The organism is Halobacteroides halobius DSM 5150 (genome assembly GCF_000328625.1).
GTDB classification, from domain to species: domain Bacteria; phylum Bacillota; class Halanaerobiia; order Halobacteroidales; family Halobacteroidaceae; genus Halobacteroides; species Halobacteroides halobius.
Genome location: NC_019978.1, coordinates 2035348 through 2053665 on the forward strand (window position 1 = coordinate 2035348; position 18318 = coordinate 2053665).

Below are 18318 nucleotides of genomic sequence, written 5' to 3' on the forward strand. Positions count from 1 at the left end.
AATTTATTATTTAATTAAACTATATATTATAAAAACAATACCTCGGAACTATCCGAGGCTTATAATAAAAATACAGCTAATTGGTGCGAAGGGTGGGAGTCGAACCCACACGCCTTACGGCACTAGATCCTAAGTCTAGCGTGTCTGCCAATTCCACCACCTTCGCATATAGGGCTATTGAATTATTTCATCCCATATTGACACAACATCTAACAGTATAACTTAAAAAACAAACTAGGTCAAAATAGCATAGATTCTATTATTTGTAATCAGTAAAACATAACTGCTTTAAACTCTATAATACTATCATTTTCTCTTGAATTAATAACTATTTATTTTAATTTCGTTAAATTGAATTAAGATAAATTATAATGTTTATAATTTATTCTGTCTTCCTCTAATTCTAGCAAACCAAAACTACCCTCTTCTCCATCACGAGGTAACGAAATACTACCAGGATTAAAAAATAAAATCCCCTGTTCTTCTTGCGCATAGCGAATATGAGTATGACCAAAAATTACTATATTAGCCTCTAATTCTTGGGCTCTATAGTATAACTGATCTATACCCCATTTGATTCTATAATTATCACCATGAGTTAATAATATCTTCTTTCTTCCTACTTTAAATATCCTCTCTCTAGGATAACCAGCATTAAAATCACGATTTCCTTTAACTGCTATTATCTCAAAACCACTTAAAAATTCACATTCCATTAGGTCTTTAACTCCATCTCCAGCATATAATAAGTAATCAACCTGTGGTAACTTCTTTAATCCCTCTTTTATGTTTTCATTTCTCCCATGGGCATCACTAAATACTGCTAATTTCATCTAAATCACCTATATTCTAATAAAATTTGTTTCATCTTTACTAATGCATTAGCCCGGTGACTAATTTTATTTTTAATTTTACTACCTAGCTGAGCAAAACTTTTGTCATATCCTTGTGGTATAAATAACGGGTCGTAACCAAATCCTGCTTTACCATGTGGTGCTAAAGCAATTTTACCCGCAGACTTACCAATAACTATTTCTTCTCTTCCCTCCGGAGTCACAAAAGCCATAGCACAAGTAAAATGGGCCAATCTCTTCTCTTCTTTAACACCTTCTAATAACTTAAGTAATTTATCATTATTCTCCTTATCACTAGCATCTTGACCAGCAAAACGAGCTGAATATACACCTGGCTGACCATCTAAAACATCTACTACTAATCCTGAATCATCTGCTATAGTAGGTAATTGTAGATAGTCACATAACTTTCTTGCTTTCTTTAAAGCATTGCCCTTAAAAGTTTCTTTATCTTCTATAACTTCAGGCAACTTAGCAAAATCATCTTTACACAACACTTTTATTTTAGTATTAGATAACATTTGCTTCATTTCTTTAATTTTATGTTCGTTTCCTGTAGCTAAGAATAATTTCATCATTACTCCTCCTCAAACAAAACCACTTTATCCTCTAAAGCCTGTTTTTGATAGGCAACCAATTCTTTGACTCCTTTTTCAGCTAACTCGACTAATTGTAACATATGTTGCTGAGAAAAAGGGCTCTCTTCTCCCGTCCCTTGGATTTCAATAATCGATCCTTCTTCAGTCATTACTAAGTTCATATCCACTTGAGCATTAGAATCTTCTTCATAACATAAATCTAACAATAACTTATCATCTACAATTCCTACACTAACCGCTGCTATAAAATCATTAATCGGAAATTGATCAATCATAGATTCTTCAAGCATATAATCTAAAGCATCAACTAAAGCTACAAAAGCACCTGTAATTGAAGCCGTTCTAGTCCCACCATCTGCTTGAATAACATCACAATCAAGCCAAATAGTCCTCTCACCTAATAAATCTAGGTCCACTACTGAACGTAAAGAGCGACCAATCACCCGACGAATTTCTTGGGTTCGACTACTTAATTTTCCTTTAGCAGCTTCTCTAACATTTCTCTCCTTAGTTGCTCTGGGTAACATAGAGTATTCTGCTGTCAACCAACCTTGGCCCTTACCTCTTAAAAAATAAGGAACACTATCATCTACTGTAGCATTACAAATCACTTTAGTATCACCTGCTTCAATTAAAACAGAACCTTCAGCATACTTAGTAAAATCCCTAGTTATTTTAATTGGTCTCAATTGGTCATTATTTTTTCTTCCATCAACTCGCGACACTTTTATCTCTCCTTTATTAATATCTTTAACCCGATCACCTATATTTACTGAAAATCCCACTTTTTTTCTCCTCTCCACTAATTTCAACCCTACTACAATTATTTATATAAATTCCCCCTATTACTATCAATTACACAAATCAAGGGCCAATCTTTTACTTTTAGCTTTCTAACAGCTTCTGTTCCTAAATCAGAGTAAGCAATCACTTCCACTTCTGTAATGCATTCAGAAATCAAAGCTGCTGCTCCACCTGTAGCACCTAAATATATAGCACCTTCTTGTTCCATACTATCTATAACTTCTTGATTCCTTTTACCCTTTCCAATCATAATTTTTAGTCCTTGGGCTAACAACTTAGGTGTAAAAGGATCCATCCGATAACTAGTTGTAGGACCGGCTGAGCCAATCACTTCATCTGGTTTAGCTGGGGCTGGGCCAACATAATATATAGCACTACCCTCTAATGAGAAAGGTAATTTAGCCCCTTGATCTAAAGTATCTACTAATCGCTTATGGGCTGCATCACGAGCAGTATAAACTACGCCTGATAATAATACTTTATCCCCAGCTTGTAGTTCTCTTATTTCTTCTTCACTAACTGGTGTTTCTAACTTTACCTCTGCCATCAACTATTCACCTCCACTTGCCTTAAGAGTTACTTCCTTATGGCGGGTTACGTGACAATTTAAATTAACAACTACTGGCAATCCAGCAATATGAGTTGGGAAAGTTTCTATATTGACCGCTAAGGCAGTCAACTTACCCCCTAAACCTTGAGGGCCAATTCCAGTCTGATTAATCTCTTTTAGTAAATCAGTTTCTAACCTCTTAAACTTCTCTTGTCTATTATGCTTACCTAAAGGACGTAGCAATGATTTTTTAGCTAATAAAGCAGCCTTTTCTACTGTTCCTCCAATTCCCACTCCTACCACTATTGGAGGACAAGGATTAGGACCAGCTTCTTTAACTGTTTGAATAATAAACTCTTTAACCCCTTCTACTCCTGCTGTAGGCTTTAACATCTTTAATTGGCTCATATTTTCACTCCCGAATCCCTTAGGAGCTACAGTAATCTTTATTTGATCTCCAGGAACTACTTCAGTATGTATTATCGCTGGAGTATTATCAGTAGTATTCTCTCTAGTAAAGACTGGGTCATCAACTACAGATTTTCTTAAATAACCTTTTTTATACCCTTTACTTACTCCAGTATTAATCGCCTTATTTAAATCATCTCCAACTATTTCTACCTCTTGCCCTAATTGCACAAATACAACAGCCATACCTGTATCCTGGCAAATTGGCTTTTTTTCTTCTTTAGCTATCTTAGCATTTTCAATTATTTGCGCTAAAATTTCTTTAGCTACTGCTGATTCTGCTTTATTATAACCACTTTTAATTCTGTCAATAATATCTCTTCCTAAATTATAGTTAGCCTCTTGACATAATCTAGTTACTTCCTTAGTAATCTTATCAGCTTTAATCTGCCCCATAGAATCCCCCTTTTTAACTACTATCTCTATACTTCTTTCTATTAAATAGAAGTCCTTCATTCAAATCAGAAAGCCGATAGTTCATTCTTTATATACTTTATTGCTTCTTCTTTGGTACTAATCTTTCCTGCTGCTTGATTTAATTCTACTTTTTTAAGAAGTTCTCCTACTTTTGGCCCTTCTGATATGGAGAATAATCTAATAATATCTTTACCAGTTAATAATCTTTTGGCTGTCTTTTTTTGTAGATTCTCTCCTTCTCTAACTAACTCTTTAAAAAATATTAAACTATCTTTAACCTCTTTATCATTATCATTTAATCTTTGATTACTTATTATATCTGCTAGAGCTAATAAACAAACATCAGTTGTTAAACTAGATACTTCTTTGAAAAAATAATACTTTTTCTTAAACTTCAGATTATCAGTATGCAAAAAGTTTATAGCTTTTAAACGATACTTAATCAACCTAACTATATAAGAAACTTCTTGATTACTAAAAGTAAACTCTTTTAAAATTGATGGTAACTGAGTTATTATTTCTTTATTTAATAAATCTTCTATACCACAAAATAAAAGAGTAAACTTAAGTCTAGGTAACCACTTAACTTCAATCCTTTCATCCCAAAATTTATCATTATTCCACAACTGCTCTAACTTTTCTATAGCACAAATATTATGGCTCCACCTATCTTCACAATAATCCTTAGATTGATTTATCTGCTTTAATTCTTTAACAATTGGAAAGACCTTAGAAAAAAAAGAAAACTTATCTTCTAAATAAACTATATTAAAAGCTGCATTATTACATTCTAATATTTTAATCAATTCAGCTTTTATCCTTTCATTTGCTATTTGGTTAATTCTATCTTCAACTTGGCCCATTAACTTTTCAGTACTTCTAGTAATAGCAAAATCTAATCTAGCTTTAAACCGAACTGCCCTTATCAAACGCAAAGGATCAGTAGCAAAAGCCTCATCATTAACTACCCTAATAATTCCCTCTTTTAAATCTTTTTCTCCCTTAAATAAATCAATCAATGCTTTATTTAAGAAAGCAATTTTACCATTCTTAAGACAAACCTTAGATAATGGAACTGCTAAAGCATTAATAGTAAAATCTCTACTGGTTAAATCTTCATTGATAGAACTCCCTTGTAAAGGTGCAAAATCATAATTAAATTCATCCATTACGACACGATAGATTTCCCGTTTTTTGTCTAAAACTACTAAACTACTATTTGTTTGCTTAGCAAACTGACTAGCAACTTCCTTTATTTGCTTATTAATAACCACATCAATATCATTAAATTGACGGTCTAATAAAATATCACGAATTACTCCACCAACCAAATAACCCTGCACCTGATACTTTTTAACTATTTTTTTAAGCTTAACAATTTTGTTCATAATTACTTTCCCCTTTAGTTTGCAAAAAATTCATACCTCAGAAAGAAAAAGATCCCAGGGTAAACTGGAATCTATAAAGCTATTCTAATTTGAACTTATTGGCATTCCTTACAACGACCGTAAAATTTAATCCGATGTTGGGTGATTTTAAAATTATGTTTATCTGCTAAATCATCTTCAAAAGCTTCTAGAATTTCATCATTAAATTCAATCACCCTACCACACTCTTCACAAACGAGGTGATGATGATGCTCATCATTATTAGTCCCCAACTCATAACGCCGTCTATCTTCATCGAAATTAAGTTGTTGAATAATTCCTAAATCAGAAAACAACTCTAAAGTCCGATATACAGTTGCTAAACCAATTCCTGAGTCCTCTTGCTTAACTATTTGATAAATATCCTCTGCACTAAGGTGCTCCCCTTGGTGATCTAGCAAAATCTGTAGAATTAATTTCCGCTGGGAAGTCAATTTGTAATTTTTAGTTGCCAATAAGCTCTTTAAATCCTGTAACTTACTCTCCATACATTTCACCTACTATTTGTTTTACCTTAATTATATATTAGCTTCCCTGTTAATGTCAACTTAATAGACCACTAACTACATCAAACACTTTATTTAAAATTTCAGATAAATTTTGAGCTATTCGATTAGATAATTTTTTACCCCAATCATCACTAAAGATACCGATTGTCACTACTAGTAATTCTTTTAAAGTTTCTCCTTCTTTAGGAGTTATCTTCAAATAATCTAAATCACCTGGAGTAACAGTATCTCTATCTGTATCTAAAACCAATACCTTCTCTGCTTTTATATTAGATAATAGATCACATAATTCTTGACCTGCAGAATTAATTTGAATAAATGAAATATCATATTTAGAAAACATTTCTTTTAATTTATCTAACAAATAGACAGTAATACCTTGATCTTGTTTACGGGTATCCCCGATACCAATTACAGCTAATTTTCTAAACATAGAATATCACCTGCTAACCTCCTTAATTAACAAATCAAATTTATTATTCATAAACTAATCTTCACTATTAATCATAGTATATATCTAAATTCTACTATCATTATTCGTAAAGAGAAAATAAATTATTCATTAATTAACAGGTAATATCTGGTCAAAAACTATTTCTACTGGTCAAGCTTCTTTAAAGCATTTAAAGCTGCTACTTGCCCTTCACCTACTGCTTTTCCAATCTGTAATGGGCGCCCTATGCAATCACCAGCAGCATAAACACTCTCTATACTAGTCTCAAATTTACGATTTACAGCAATATATTCTCCATCAAGCTCTAAACCTGGTACTATTTCAGTTGGAGGTACAGTTTCTCTTAGAATAAAGATCCCATCTACATCATATTCTCCACTACTTAATTGAACTCGATTAGCTAAATCATCTCCGGTTATTTCTTCTACTTCTCCTTTAACTACTTCAATTCTTTCATCTAAATTTTTAATTTTATCATACTGGGGTACATAATAAATGTTTTTACAAATGTCTGCTAAAAAATTAGCCTCATCTTCATGATGATTACTATCACTTATCACTAATACATCTTTATCCTTATATAATTTCCCATCACAAGTAGCACAATAACTGATTCCTTTACCTAAAAATTTAGCTTCACCTGTTATCTTAGCTTCTTGAACGACACCTATTGCTAAAATTAATTTTTTTGCTGCATAGTTTTCTCCATTCGTTGTAATCATTACTTTCTCGCCCATAGGATAAGCTTTAACTACTTTTTCATTAATTATTGGAACCTCCAAATCTTCAATATGAGAAATAAATTGTTGGGCTAACTCCGAACCAGTTACATTACTAAAGCCCAAATAATTATTAATCTCTGGTGCCCAATCAATTTTCTTGGCTACTTGTCCACTATTAAAAATAATAACACTTTTGTCTCTAGCCCGAGCATTAATCGCGGCTGACATTCCTGCTGGTCCTGCTCCTACAATTGCTAAATCATAATTTTTTTCTCCCATTAGTCTCACCTCACTAGATTAATAGAAACTTTATCACTTTCAATTATGTAATAATGTCATTAAATAGATAATTTATTTCGTATTAAAAATATTGCTCTTATAACAGAGAGTGGTCGAACATTTAATTTTATAATATGAACAGCCACTCTCTATTCCTTTATTATATCCATTCTATAATTCTTTTACTCTCCACCTTTCTTTTTATTTCCCTTAAGCCTTTACCTAAATTTGCTTCTACAGCAGCTATCATTGCTCCTTCTACTAGTGGAGCCCCACTGACTGCTACATTTTCATAGCCATCTAACTCTAGAATATCAAGTGCCTCTTTAGAATTCATTAGTGAACTTCCTACATCACCAATAATAAGCACCCCATTTTCACTATATACTTCCTTAACTGCTTCTATAATTTCATCTATATCAGTTCCAATTCTACCATCTTCATCTCCACCAATAGAGACTAAAGGTATCTTTCTTGGAATCATTTCTAAAGCAAGTTCCTCTATACCTTCAGCCAACTTTCGACTGTGAGAAACCAATACAATCCCAATCATTCTTTTCACCCCCTTTTTAAATGATTTTCTCTTGTTTTTATCATTTTAACAGATTTTATCTTAACTTTCATCTTTAATTAAATATTATTGCGCCTAAATAGTACTTAACATTAATATACATATTAATTTTAATATAATAATATTCCAATTATAACAAAAAATAAAAAGATATCTATGAAATCTCCATAGATATCTTATAGCTAGTCGTAATCTAAAAGTGCAACTATATATCAATTCCGTGGCAAATCTCTAGTAGCCACTATATTAACCCCCGTATCTAATATATCTTCAATTATTACATCTCCTAGTTTAACTGGAGCCTCTACTTTAACCTTGGCTATTTCTGTCATTGCTTCTTCTAATAAACCCTTAGGTAGTGGTTCCTCACTCTTAACTGGTACTAATGGTAGTACTCCTCCTTTAACCCTGGCTGTAGTAGGCAACACTCTAGTGGGATTATAGTATTCATTTTTCACATATTTCTCTCCAGCTGGGCAACTAGCCCCCTCTATCTTTTCAATTTCATCATTCTCATCGACCTTTAACTCTACTTCACACCCCATAGGACAGCTAATGCAGGTAATCTCTACTGTTTGGCCCATTACTCTCCCTCCTTTATAATATCAACTTTAATACTATTATTATCTAAATTATTAAGCATTTGTTCAGGAACCGGTAAAGTAATCATCTCTCCAGGCTCAACCCGTCGTTCTGTCTTATCAAACAGCTTTTTATCACCTGCTAATAATTTAATTGTCACATCTTCTATTGGTTGTTTAGCCCTCATATATAGATCCACCCTTTTTCTATCTTCAATCTCATTATTTATTTTATGTGGGACTATATAACCTACATTTTCTCCTGGATTCACTTTAATTTCCTCTTTTTTCTTAGCCAATTGCCCCTGTAAGTATAGGGCTGCTGTTTTACCTGCTATTAGACTTTCTTCTGTTACCCAATCTACCAAATCATGGACATGAAGTACATTACCACAAGCAAAAATCCCTTCAATATTTGTCTCTCTACCTTCATTTACTATTGGCCCGCCAGTTACATCATGTAATTTAACTCCTGCTTCAGTTGATAATTCATTCTCAGGAATCAAACCAACAGATAATAATAATGTGTCACATTCAATCTCATACTCTGTCCCTGGAATTGGCTGAAAATTATCATCAACTTCCGCTACAGTAACTCCTTCTACCCGTTCTTTACCATGAATTTCTGTTACAGTCTGTTGCATTCGTAAAGGAATATCAAAATCATCTAAACACTGCACAATATTACGTGTTAATCCTCCAGAAAAAGGCATTATTTCTAATACCGCTTCCACATCTGCTCCTTCTAAATGCATTCTGCGGGCCATAATTAATCCAATATCACCAGAACCTAAAATCACAACCTTTTCTCCTGGCATCCGCTGTTCCATATTAATATATCTTTGTGCTGTTCCAGCACTATAAACCCCAGCTGGTCTCGAACCTGGAATACCAATCGCTTCTCTTGTTCTTTCTCGACAACCCATTGCTAAAATTACAGCCTGAGCATTAATTTCTAACATTCCTTCATCAGAATTAATAGCATAGATTTTTTTATCTGGAGTAACTTCTAATACCATTGTATCTAATTTAATATCAACTCCACGCTCTTTAACATTCTCCATAAATTGTTGAGCATATTCGGGACCAGTTAACTCTTCCCCAAAATAATGTAAACCAAACCCATTATGAATACACTGTTGTAAAATACCACCTAATTCAAAATCACGTTCAATAATTAATATATCTTTAACACCTTGGTCATAAGCCGATTGAGCAGCTGCTAACCCTGCTGGTCCACCACCAACTACCACTAATTGATATTCCTGTTTATTCATCAGCTTCCACCTCTTTCAATAATGATTCTTTCGTTTTCTCTACTAAAAGTTGAGAATTTTCACTTTCAAGCTTAGCTTCTGTTTTGGGAATATCTAATTCTTCAGCTAAAATCTCAACTACTTTAGGTTCACAAAAGCCACCTTGACATCTTCCAGCTCCTGGTCTAACTCTTCTCTTAATTGCATTAACCGTTTTAGCCCCTACTGGCTCATGAATTGCATCAATAATTTCTCCTTTAGTTACACTTTCACACCGACAGATAATTTGGCCGTAATCTCGATCTTCCTCTACTAATTGGGCCTGTTTTTGATGATTCATATGTCTAAACTTAGGTGGGCCTTGATAATTTGGATTAAATTGTGGATCAGAAGTTAAACCACCTAACTCTTCTTTCACAATTTCCACTACCATTTCAGCAATAGCAGGTGAAGAAGCTAAACCTGGCGATTGAATTCCAGCTACATTAATAAACCCTGGCACTTTTTTACTAGCCTCAATTAAGAAATCTTCTGTTTCCTTAATAGCTGGTCTTAAACCAGCAAACTCTTTAATTACTCCTTTTTTACTCAGATCTGGAATAGTCTTTTTAGCTCCATTCATTACCTCATCTAATCCTTCTCTAGTAGTCGCCTTATCTTTTACATCTTCTATCTCTTGAGCATTTGGCCCGATTAATAAGTTCCCTTCATCAGTTGGAGTAACTACAATCCCCTTACTAACCTTAGTTGGAACTGGGAAGATGGTTCGCTGCACATCAATCTCCATTCTTTTATCATATAAGTAATACTCTCCTCTACGTGGAGTAATTTCAAAGTTATCTATTCCTACCATATTAGCTATCTTATCAGCATATAATCCGGCAGCATTAATAACTAACTTAGCATCAATAGCTCCTTTAGCTGTTTTGACAGTCTTATAATCCCCATAATCTTCAATATCTTCAACTCCTGCTTCTAATATTACCTCAGCTCCATTTCTAACTGCATTATTTGCTAAACCTACTGTTAATTCAAAAGGATTAACTATCCCAGCCGTAGGAGCAAATAAGGCTGCTACAGCATCATCACTTAAGTTAGGTTCTAACTCAAATAATCTAGCTCCAGTAACAATCTCTAAATCAGGCACTCCATTTTCTTGACCATTTTTTAATATGGCTTCTAACTTAGGAATGTCATCTTCATTCTCTGCTACTACTAAAGCTCCTACCCATTCCATTGGCACATCCAATTCATGTTGAATTCTTTCCCGATATAATTCATTACCTCTAACATTTAATCTTCCTTTTAATTTATTACAATCAGCATTAAACCCAGCATGAAGTAAAGCAGTATTAGCTTTACTCGTACCAGTACAAATATCAGGTTCCTTTTCTACTAAAGTTATATTTAATTTATATTGTGCTAGCTCACGAGCAATAAAACATCCTGTTACTCCCCCACCAATAATTAAAATATCAGTTTTATCTTTCAAAAAAATCCCCCCTATAATATTAAAAACCACATCTAAGCTCCAAGAAGTAGACATAGTACTTCCCAGATTCTTAAATGTGGTTTCTTTAATTTCTCCACCAGATTTATTTGTATTTTATTTTATTCTATTATTAGAATATCATACTATTATGGACTATTCAAGGATTTTATCTTTATTTTCATAATTTTTAATCAACTTGTTATTAACCTACTCTTCTGCCCAATCTTTTGATCTTCCAACAGCCTTTTGCCAGCCAGAATAAAGTTCTTCTTTTTTAGTTTCATTCATGTCGGGACTAAATGTCTTATCTATTCTTCGTTTCTCTAATACTTCTTCTTTACTATCCCAATACCCAACTGCTAATCCAGCTAAATATGCAGCACCTAAAGCCGTAGTTTCAGTATACTTTGGTCTTTCTACAGGTGTACCTAAAATATCTGCCTGAAATTGCATTAAGAAATTATTAGCTACCGCTCCCCCATCAACTTTCAATTCTTTAAGATTAATACCTGAATCAGCTTCCATTGCTTGTAATACATCTCTAGTTTGATAAGCTAAAGACTCCAACGTAGCTCTAATTATATGATCCTTATTAGTTCCTCTTGTTAAACCTACAATAGTTCCTCTAGCATACATATCCCAATAAGGCGCCCCCAAACCAGTAAAGGCTGGTACTACATAAACTCCATCTGTGCCATCTACTTTAGTAGCAAAATACTCTGAATCAGGAGCTTCCTCAATTAAACCAATCTCATCTCTTAGCCACTGAATTGCAGCTCCTGCAATAAAGATACTCCCCTCAAGAGCATACTTAGGACTTTCAGCACTAGCAGCAATAGTAGTTAATAATTGATTTTCTGATTTAACTGCTTCTTGCCCTGTATTCATTAATAGGAAACATCCTGTTCCGTAAGTATTTTTAGCCATTCCTTTTTCATAGCAGCCTTGACCAAATAAAGCAGCCTGTTGGTCACCTGCTATACCAGCTATTGGCACATTTTCACCAAAGAAGTGATAGTCTATTGTTTCTCCGTAAACTTCACTGCTAGATTTTGCTTCTGGTAACATAGATTTTGGAATATCTAAGATATCAAGTAACTCTTCATCCCACTCAAGATCATGTATATTAAAAATCATAGTTCGGGAAGCATTTGTATAGTCTGTTACATGAACATTACCACCTGTTAACTTCCAGATTAACCAACTATCTATAGTTCCAAATCTTAATTTTCCTTCTTTAGCTCTTTCTCTAGCCCCTTCTACATTATCTAAAATCCACTTAATTTTAGTTCCAGAGAAATAAGCATCAATTATTAACCCTGTTTTTTCTTGAATCTTTTCTGCTAATCCTTCCTCTTTTAATTCATCACAGATACTTGCAGTTCTTCTATCTTGCCAAACAATAGCATTATGAATAGGCTTACCAGTCTCAACATCCCACACAACCGTAGTTTCTCGTTGATTAGTAATACCTATTCCTTCAACTTGTTTAGGATTAATATCAGCTTTACCTAAAGCATCTGCTACTACCCCAATAGTAGTCCCCCAAATTTCATTAGCATCATGCTCTACCCAACCTGCCTTAGGATAGTGTTGCGTAAATTCTTTTTGGGCTACACTAACCTCTTTACCATCACGGTCAAATACAATTGCTCTTGAACTAGTTGTCCCTTGGTCAATAGATAGAATATAAGTATCCATATTTTTGGCCCCCTTAAAAGTTTTAGTAAAGTTTTTACTTATGCACTAGTAGTTTCACCAGCTTCGATTTCATCATTTTTGCTCTTATTTTTCCATACTTCTGGTAAATAAGTTCTTAAAAGCTTCTTATAAACAACAGCCCCTAAAACCCCTCCTAATAACGGGCCAACAATTGGTACCCAGAAATAAAAGTTATGTGCTGTAAATGGAGTTGACCCCCAACCAGCTAAGGCTGTAAATACCTTTGGCCCAAAATCTCTGGCTGGATTAATTGCAAAACCAGTTAGTTTACCTCCTATTCCACCAATCCCAGCTACTAAAATACCAATTGCCATCGCTGCTCCTAAACCCTTTGGTGCTGTACTATTTAAAGGTTCAGTCATAGCCATTACTCCCATTAGTAATATCATTGTTAAAATCAATTCAATCATCATCGCCTTTGGATTAGAGATATTATTCATGGCAATAGTATGAAAAATGGTCATATTAGTTGCAGTCTTCTCAGTAAATTGTTCAGCATAAATAAAATAAGCTCCACCTGCTCCTATAAAAGCTCCAACTGTTTGCGAAATACAATAAGGAATTACTTTTTTCCAAGGAAAATCTCCTACTGAAGCTAATCCAACTGTCACAGCCGGATTAATATGAGCTCCAGAAACTCCCCCAGTAATATAAACTGCCATTGCCACTCCTAATCCCCATAATAAACATAGCTCCCACCAACCAATATTAGCTCCAACTAATACTAAATTAGCAACTACTCCAGCGCCGAAAAAAAGTAAAATAGCAGTTCCAACTATTTCTGCAATACACTCTCCAGTTAAACTATCATGCTTCATTTTTTAATTACCTCCTTTATAATTTTAACCACTTTATAATAACAATAAGAGCTTTTTAGTTTAATAACAATAACATTAAACTAGATAAGCTCTTATAGTCTTATAACCTCTTTACTTATTTTACATTATAATTTATAATTAGTTTTATTAAATTTATAAATTAACCTCTTATTATTTTATAAGCTTGTAAAAAAACAAAACCCCTATTCAACTATATTAGGCAAATATAGACATACTTCGCCTAATATAATTAAATAGGGATTCTCTATTTTCTTTCCCAAAAAAATTATTTTTTATTTTACTTTATAAACATATAATACCATACATTATAATTTTTTTCAACTGATATTTCAAAATTCTTGCTTCCATAACTTTTCTTTACTAGTTGAAATACCTAGTACATCATAATTTAATATCTCTTCAACTTGTTCCTTCTTTTTTACTAATCCACCAGCAATAATTGGGATTTTAGTCTTGGCCCTTAAGTCTTCAATCAACTCTGGAACAACCAATCCTGGTAAAACTTCTATTAAATCTGGCTTACTATTTTTAATAATATTAATCCCTGTCTTCAAAGATTCAGAATCAAGCAAGAACAAACGTTGAATAGTAATTAAATCTTCTTTTTTAGCAGCTTTTATCAAATAACTCTTAGTCGTCATAACTCCATCAACCCCTATTTCTCTAGCTAGATATCTAATTGCTTCTTTATCATTACCAATCCCTTTGACCATATCAATATGTAAAAAGATTAGGACGTCTAATTTCTGTGCTTTAGCTACTATTTCAGCCAAATTAGATAATTTACTACGCAAAATAAATAAAACATCTATTTTATTTTTAGGTAACTTTTTTAAGTCTTTTTTACTCTTAATAGCAGCTATAATTGGTTTCTGCTCTAAAATATATTCTATATACATAATCAACCCCACCTTCATTAATTAATTTTAATTAACTAACAAATTACTAATTTTTCATTTATTAACCCCTTCTATCTCTTAATTCATTCTAAGTCTTTAAACTCCTGCTTTATTATCCTATATCTAATTTTACAATTCATTCTATTAATTATTTATTACTTCAAAAAACAAAGAGATTAGGTCTTAAGACCTAATCTCTTAAAATGGTGCCGGAGGTCAGACTCGAACTGACACGGGCACAAGGCCCACCGGATTTTAAGTCCGATGCGTCTGCCAATTCCGCCACTCCGGCGTATTTAATTAACAATTGACTTCAAAACCATAAAATAATTATCAATTTTCAATTATACATTGTAAATTGTAAAAATGGTGCCGGAGGTCGGATTCGAACCGACACGGGCACAAGGCCCACCGGATTTTAAGTCCGATGCGTCTGCCAGTTCCGCCACTCCGGCATGGAGGTGACACCCGGACTCGAACCGGGGAATGGAGGATTTGCAGTCCTCTGCCTTACCAACTTGGCTATGTCACCATGGTGAGCCATGGAGGACTCGAACCTCCGACACCCAGATTAAAAGTCTAGTGCTCTTCCAACTGAGCTAATGGCCCATGTTCTTTTCTCATCTCACGCTTATCTATTGTATGATATATTATCACTAAAGTCAAGAAATAACTCAAAAATAATTAATATTTGCAGTAGTATATTGCAATATACTACTGCAAATTATATATTAATCTCGACCAAATAAACGATCTAATACTATAGCTAAAACAACTACTCCTAAACCAGCTTCAAAACCTAAACCAATATCAACCGTTGATAGAGACCTTAATACTGGTTTTCCTAATCCACCGGCACCAATCATAGCTGCAATTACTACCATAGATAAAGAAAGCATAATACATTGGTTGATTCCCATCATAATTGATGGTAAAGCCGCTGGTAATTCAACTTTATATAACATCTCAAAAGGAGTACATCCAAATGCTCTACCTGCTTCTTTTAGTTCCTCAGAAACCTGCTTTATCCCCAAATAAGTTAATCTAATTGGTGGTGCAATTGCAAAAACCACTGTAGCTATAACTCCAGAGACATTTCCTAAACCAAAGAACATCAAAGCTGGTATTAAATACACAAATGGAGGAATCGTCTGCATAAAATCAAGTAGTGGGCGGGTTATAACATCTACTATTTTACTATGAGCTTTTAAAACACCAATTGGTATCCCTAATATTAAACAAACAAATACTGAAGTAAGAATAGAAGCCATTGTAATTACTAATGGTTCCCACATTCCTAAATTTAAAATCAATGATAAACCAAGTACTACAAAAGAAACTAATCCTATATCTCTTTTTACCAACCACGCTATTAATGCTAAAACCCCAATCAATAAAAAAGGATGCCCAAAAGATAATATAGCTTCAAATCCATTTATTATTGTGCGAATTGTATTTGAAAAATCATTTAAAACTCCACTAAAATTAGTGATAATAAAATTTACTATAGCTTCTACCCAATTTCCTATTGGTATTTTAGTCGTTAAAAGATCAATTACTGCCATTATTTTTATAATACCTCCTTATCTGATAAAAGAAATCTAACGGCATCCCAAACTTATGTGGAATGCCGTTTAAAATTAAAACAATTACTTAAATTCTTTTTTAATAGCCTTTAGAGCATCTTTACCGTTTGCTGTCTTTAAACCAGCTACCCATTCTTTAACTATATCTAAGTTACTTTTAATCCATTCTGTAGCAACCTTTTCTGGGGGACGCCCTTTCTTTTGGTATTCTAAAATCCATTGACTTTGCATTTGAGAACTAACCTCAAACTGCTTTAAAAATTTGTAAAAGTTAGGCATCTTTTTCTCCAGTTCTGGTCGAGCAGCAGTATAAACCTTATCAGCTGCTCCCCAAATACCCTTTGGATCTTTTAAGTATTTAAGATCAAACTTAATATTCATCCAATGAGGTTTCCAGCCATTAAAAGCAATCCACTCTTTAGTTTTAGTTGCTCTATCTACAGCTGCTAACATAGCTGCTGTACTACCACTTTGTAATTTCCAATTTCCTAGTTTATAAGTGTTATTATCTATAGCTTCTTTAATAACTAAATTCCCAGAATTACCTGGCTCCAAACCAACTATTCTACTATCAAATTTTTCAGCATACTTGTGTAAATCAGCCATAGACTTAACTCCTGCTTCCCAAACATATTTAGGAACTGCAGTCTGATATAGTGCCTCTGCTAAGTTTACCTTTATATTCTTAATTACACCTTTTTTTCTATATGGCTTGAAATTAACCTTCATAGTTGGCATCCAATTACCTAAAAAAGCATCAATCTCATCATTTTCCATCCCTTTATAAATAACTGTTTCGGGGATACTTTTAATATCTACCTTATACCCTAAAGATTCTAAAACTTCCTTGGCTACATGAGTCTTTACAGTTACTCCGGGCCAACTTACATACCCAAAAGTAACTTTTTTTGTTGTTTTATTCTGTGCTTCTTTTTGTTGAGCACATCCTACTGATAATGTTAAGATTAAAGCTAAACTAAGTACTAAAATCATACTTTTTTTCTTAAACATAATTTAACTCCCCCTTATGTATTTTAAATTACATCCTCTCCAGCTAAATTAGCTAATACTCTACTTTTAACTATGATCCCCAATAATTTATTATTTTCATTAACTACTGGTAAAGGACAGTTCAAATCAGCAATTTTAGCAAATAGGTCTTCCATATTTTCATCTGGCCTAGCAGTTACTATTTCATTAACTAGTCCAGATAAATCTTCCTTATCATCTTTAACTGCTTCTAGAGCATCCTCCATTGTAACTATTCCTTCCAATTCTTTATTTTCATTGACTGCAAAAATACTAGATATTCCATTATGCTCCATCTTATGCATGGCAGCCCGTGGACCATCCTGCCCATAAACATAAACTACTGATAATGGGTCAACCATAACATCTTCTGCAGTCAATAAGCGAGAACGATTAACATCTTGCACAAAGTCTCTTACATAATCATTCTTAGCATTTGTCAAAATTTCTTCATGATTTCCTATTTGAACTATTTCTCCATCTTTCATGATTGCAATTCTATCTCCTAATTTTAAAGCTTCATCTAAATCATGGGTAATGAAGATAATTGTCTTCTTCATTTCATCAAATAAGTCTAATAATTGATTCTGCATCTCTCGTTTAATTAAAGGATCTAAAGCACTAAATGGTTCATCCATTAATAAAATATCAGGATCAACAGCTAAAGCTCTAGCTAAGCCTACTCGCTGTTGCATTCCCCCACTTAATTCATCAGGCTTCTTATCTTCCCAACCATCTAAACCTACTTTAGTCAAGGCTTCTTTAGCTCTAGTCTCTCTTTCTTCTTCAGGTACATCTTTTATTTCTAACCCAAATTCAGTATTTTCTAATACAGTTCTATGTGGAAACAAAGCAAAGTTCTGAAATACCATGCCAAATTTATCTCTTCTAATTTCACGAAGTTCTTGCTTGTTTAAATCCATTAAATTGGTACCATCTATTTTTACTTCCCCTGCTGTAGGTTCAATTAATCTATTTAAACACCTTAATAATGTTGACTTACCACTCCCAGATAACCCCATAATTACAAAGATTTCTTCGGATTTTATTTCAAAATCAACATTATTAACTCCTACAGTTAATCCTGTTTCTTCCAAAATTTCATCTTTAGACTTTCCTTTTTTTGTTAAATTAATTCCTTGTTCAGGTTTCTTCCCGAAAATTTTGGAAAGATTATTAATCTCTACACTATCCACTTATATCCCTCCTGCTTTTATTAATTATTGTATACGATTATATGTATCTTCAATTAACTGCTTT

At 33.4% G+C, this 18318-nt stretch carries 19 protein-coding genes and 5 tRNA genes; all 24 read right to left on the bottom strand.

The genetic code is table 11. From position 1 onward, the window contains the following. Positions 1-81: 81 nt before the first annotated feature. Positions 82-166: transfer RNA gene (locus HALHA_RS09920), tRNA-Leu, on the bottom strand. Positions 167-356: 190 nt separating this feature from the next. Further along, the gene (locus tag HALHA_RS09925; RefSeq protein ID WP_015327643.1) at positions 357-833 is read right to left on the bottom strand and encodes a metallophosphoesterase family protein; all 477 of its coding nucleotides are present in this window, start codon (positions 831-833) and stop codon (positions 357-359) included. Positions 834-838: 5 nt separating this feature from the next. Then, on the bottom strand, positions 839-1429 hold the full coding sequence (locus HALHA_RS09930) for an XTP/dITP diphosphatase (RefSeq protein ID WP_015327644.1): 591 nt from the start codon (positions 1427-1429) through the stop codon (positions 839-841). Between the two features lie 2 nt (positions 1430-1431). Then, positions 1432-2178, bottom strand: coding sequence for a ribonuclease PH (gene rph, locus HALHA_RS09935; RefSeq protein ID WP_041608225.1), 747 nt, complete (start codon positions 2176-2178; stop codon positions 1432-1434). A 98-nt stretch (positions 2179-2276) separates the two neighbouring features. Next, on the bottom strand, positions 2277-2804 hold the full coding sequence (locus tag HALHA_RS09940) for a Fe-S-containing hydro-lyase (protein ID WP_015327646.1): 528 nt from the start codon (positions 2802-2804) through the stop codon (positions 2277-2279). Positions 2805-2807: 3 nt separating this feature from the next. Next, a complete protein-coding gene (locus HALHA_RS09945; protein ID WP_015327647.1) occupies positions 2808-3671 on the bottom strand; it encodes a fumarate hydratase in 864 nt (287 codons plus the stop codon). 65 nt (positions 3672-3736) lie between these two features. Next, positions 3737-5080 (bottom strand): tRNA nucleotidyltransferase/poly(A) polymerase-related protein, encoded by a 1344-nt coding sequence (locus tag HALHA_RS09950; protein WP_015327648.1) that lies wholly within the window; start codon positions 5078-5080, stop codon positions 3737-3739. A gap of 95 nt (positions 5081-5175) precedes the next feature. Further along, positions 5176-5607 carry a Fur family transcriptional regulator gene (locus tag HALHA_RS09955; protein ID WP_015327649.1) on the bottom strand — a complete coding sequence of 144 codons (432 nt, stop codon included), beginning with the start codon at positions 5605-5607 and terminating at the stop codon, positions 5176-5178. Between the two features lie 55 nt (positions 5608-5662). Next, a complete protein-coding gene (locus HALHA_RS09960; protein ID WP_015327650.1) occupies positions 5663-6061 on the bottom strand; it encodes a hypothetical protein in 399 nt (132 codons plus the stop codon). A 164-nt stretch (positions 6062-6225) separates the two neighbouring features. Continuing rightward, positions 6226-7083, bottom strand: a complete 858-nt coding sequence (locus HALHA_RS09965) for an NAD(P)/FAD-dependent oxidoreductase (RefSeq protein ID WP_015327651.1) — start codon at positions 7081-7083, stop codon at positions 6226-6228. Between the two features lie 160 nt (positions 7084-7243). Continuing rightward, the gene (gene dhaM, locus HALHA_RS09970; RefSeq protein WP_015327652.1) at positions 7244-7636 is read right to left on the bottom strand and encodes a dihydroxyacetone kinase phosphoryl donor subunit DhaM; all 393 of its coding nucleotides are present in this window, start codon (positions 7634-7636) and stop codon (positions 7244-7246) included. A gap of 230 nt (positions 7637-7866) precedes the next feature. Continuing rightward, a complete protein-coding gene (locus HALHA_RS09975) occupies positions 7867-8238 on the bottom strand; it encodes a DUF1667 domain-containing protein (protein WP_015327653.1) in 372 nt (123 codons plus the stop codon). Next, positions 8238-9512 (bottom strand): NAD(P)/FAD-dependent oxidoreductase, encoded by a 1275-nt coding sequence (locus tag HALHA_RS09980; RefSeq protein WP_015327654.1) that lies wholly within the window; start codon positions 9510-9512, stop codon positions 8238-8240. The genes HALHA_RS09975 and HALHA_RS09980 overlap by 1 nt, the downstream gene beginning before the upstream one ends. Further along, positions 9505-11037, bottom strand: coding sequence for an NAD(P)/FAD-dependent oxidoreductase (locus tag HALHA_RS09985; protein ID WP_015327655.1), 1533 nt, complete (start codon positions 11035-11037; stop codon positions 9505-9507). Before HALHA_RS09985 ends, HALHA_RS09980 begins: the two co-directional genes overlap by 8 nt. Before the next feature lie 153 nt (positions 11038-11190). Continuing rightward, a complete protein-coding gene (gene glpK, locus HALHA_RS09990) occupies positions 11191-12684 on the bottom strand; it encodes a glycerol kinase GlpK (protein WP_015327656.1) in 1494 nt (497 codons plus the stop codon). A 38-nt stretch (positions 12685-12722) separates the two neighbouring features. After that, positions 12723-13523 (bottom strand): MIP/aquaporin family protein, encoded by an 801-nt coding sequence (locus HALHA_RS09995; RefSeq protein ID WP_015327657.1) that lies wholly within the window; start codon positions 13521-13523, stop codon positions 12723-12725. Positions 13524-13873: 350 nt separating this feature from the next. Beyond that, complete coding sequence (locus HALHA_RS10000) at positions 13874-14443, bottom strand: glycerol-3-phosphate responsive antiterminator (protein ID WP_015327658.1); 570 nt, start codon at positions 14441-14443, stop codon at positions 13874-13876. Between the two features lie 204 nt (positions 14444-14647). After that, positions 14648-14735, bottom strand: a tRNA-Leu gene (locus HALHA_RS10005). A 75-nt stretch (positions 14736-14810) separates the two neighbouring features. Further along, positions 14811-14898 (bottom strand) — tRNA-Leu (locus tag HALHA_RS10010). 1 nt (position 14899) lies between these two features. Beyond that, positions 14900-14975 (bottom strand) — tRNA-Cys (locus HALHA_RS10015). 1 nt (position 14976) lies between these two features. Continuing rightward, positions 14977-15052: transfer RNA gene (locus HALHA_RS10020), tRNA-Lys, on the bottom strand. Between the two features lie 122 nt (positions 15053-15174). After that, positions 15175-16008, bottom strand: coding sequence for an ABC transporter permease (locus tag HALHA_RS10025; RefSeq protein WP_015327659.1), 834 nt, complete (start codon positions 16006-16008; stop codon positions 15175-15177). 84 nt (positions 16009-16092) lie between these two features. Further along, positions 16093-17040, bottom strand: coding sequence for an ABC transporter substrate-binding protein (locus tag HALHA_RS10030; RefSeq protein ID WP_015327660.1), 948 nt, complete (start codon positions 17038-17040; stop codon positions 16093-16095). 23 nt (positions 17041-17063) lie between these two features. Beyond that, on the bottom strand, positions 17064-18254 hold the full coding sequence (locus HALHA_RS10035; RefSeq protein WP_015327661.1) for a quaternary amine ABC transporter ATP-binding protein: 1191 nt from the start codon (positions 18252-18254) through the stop codon (positions 17064-17066). Positions 18255-18318 lie beyond the last annotated feature (64 nt).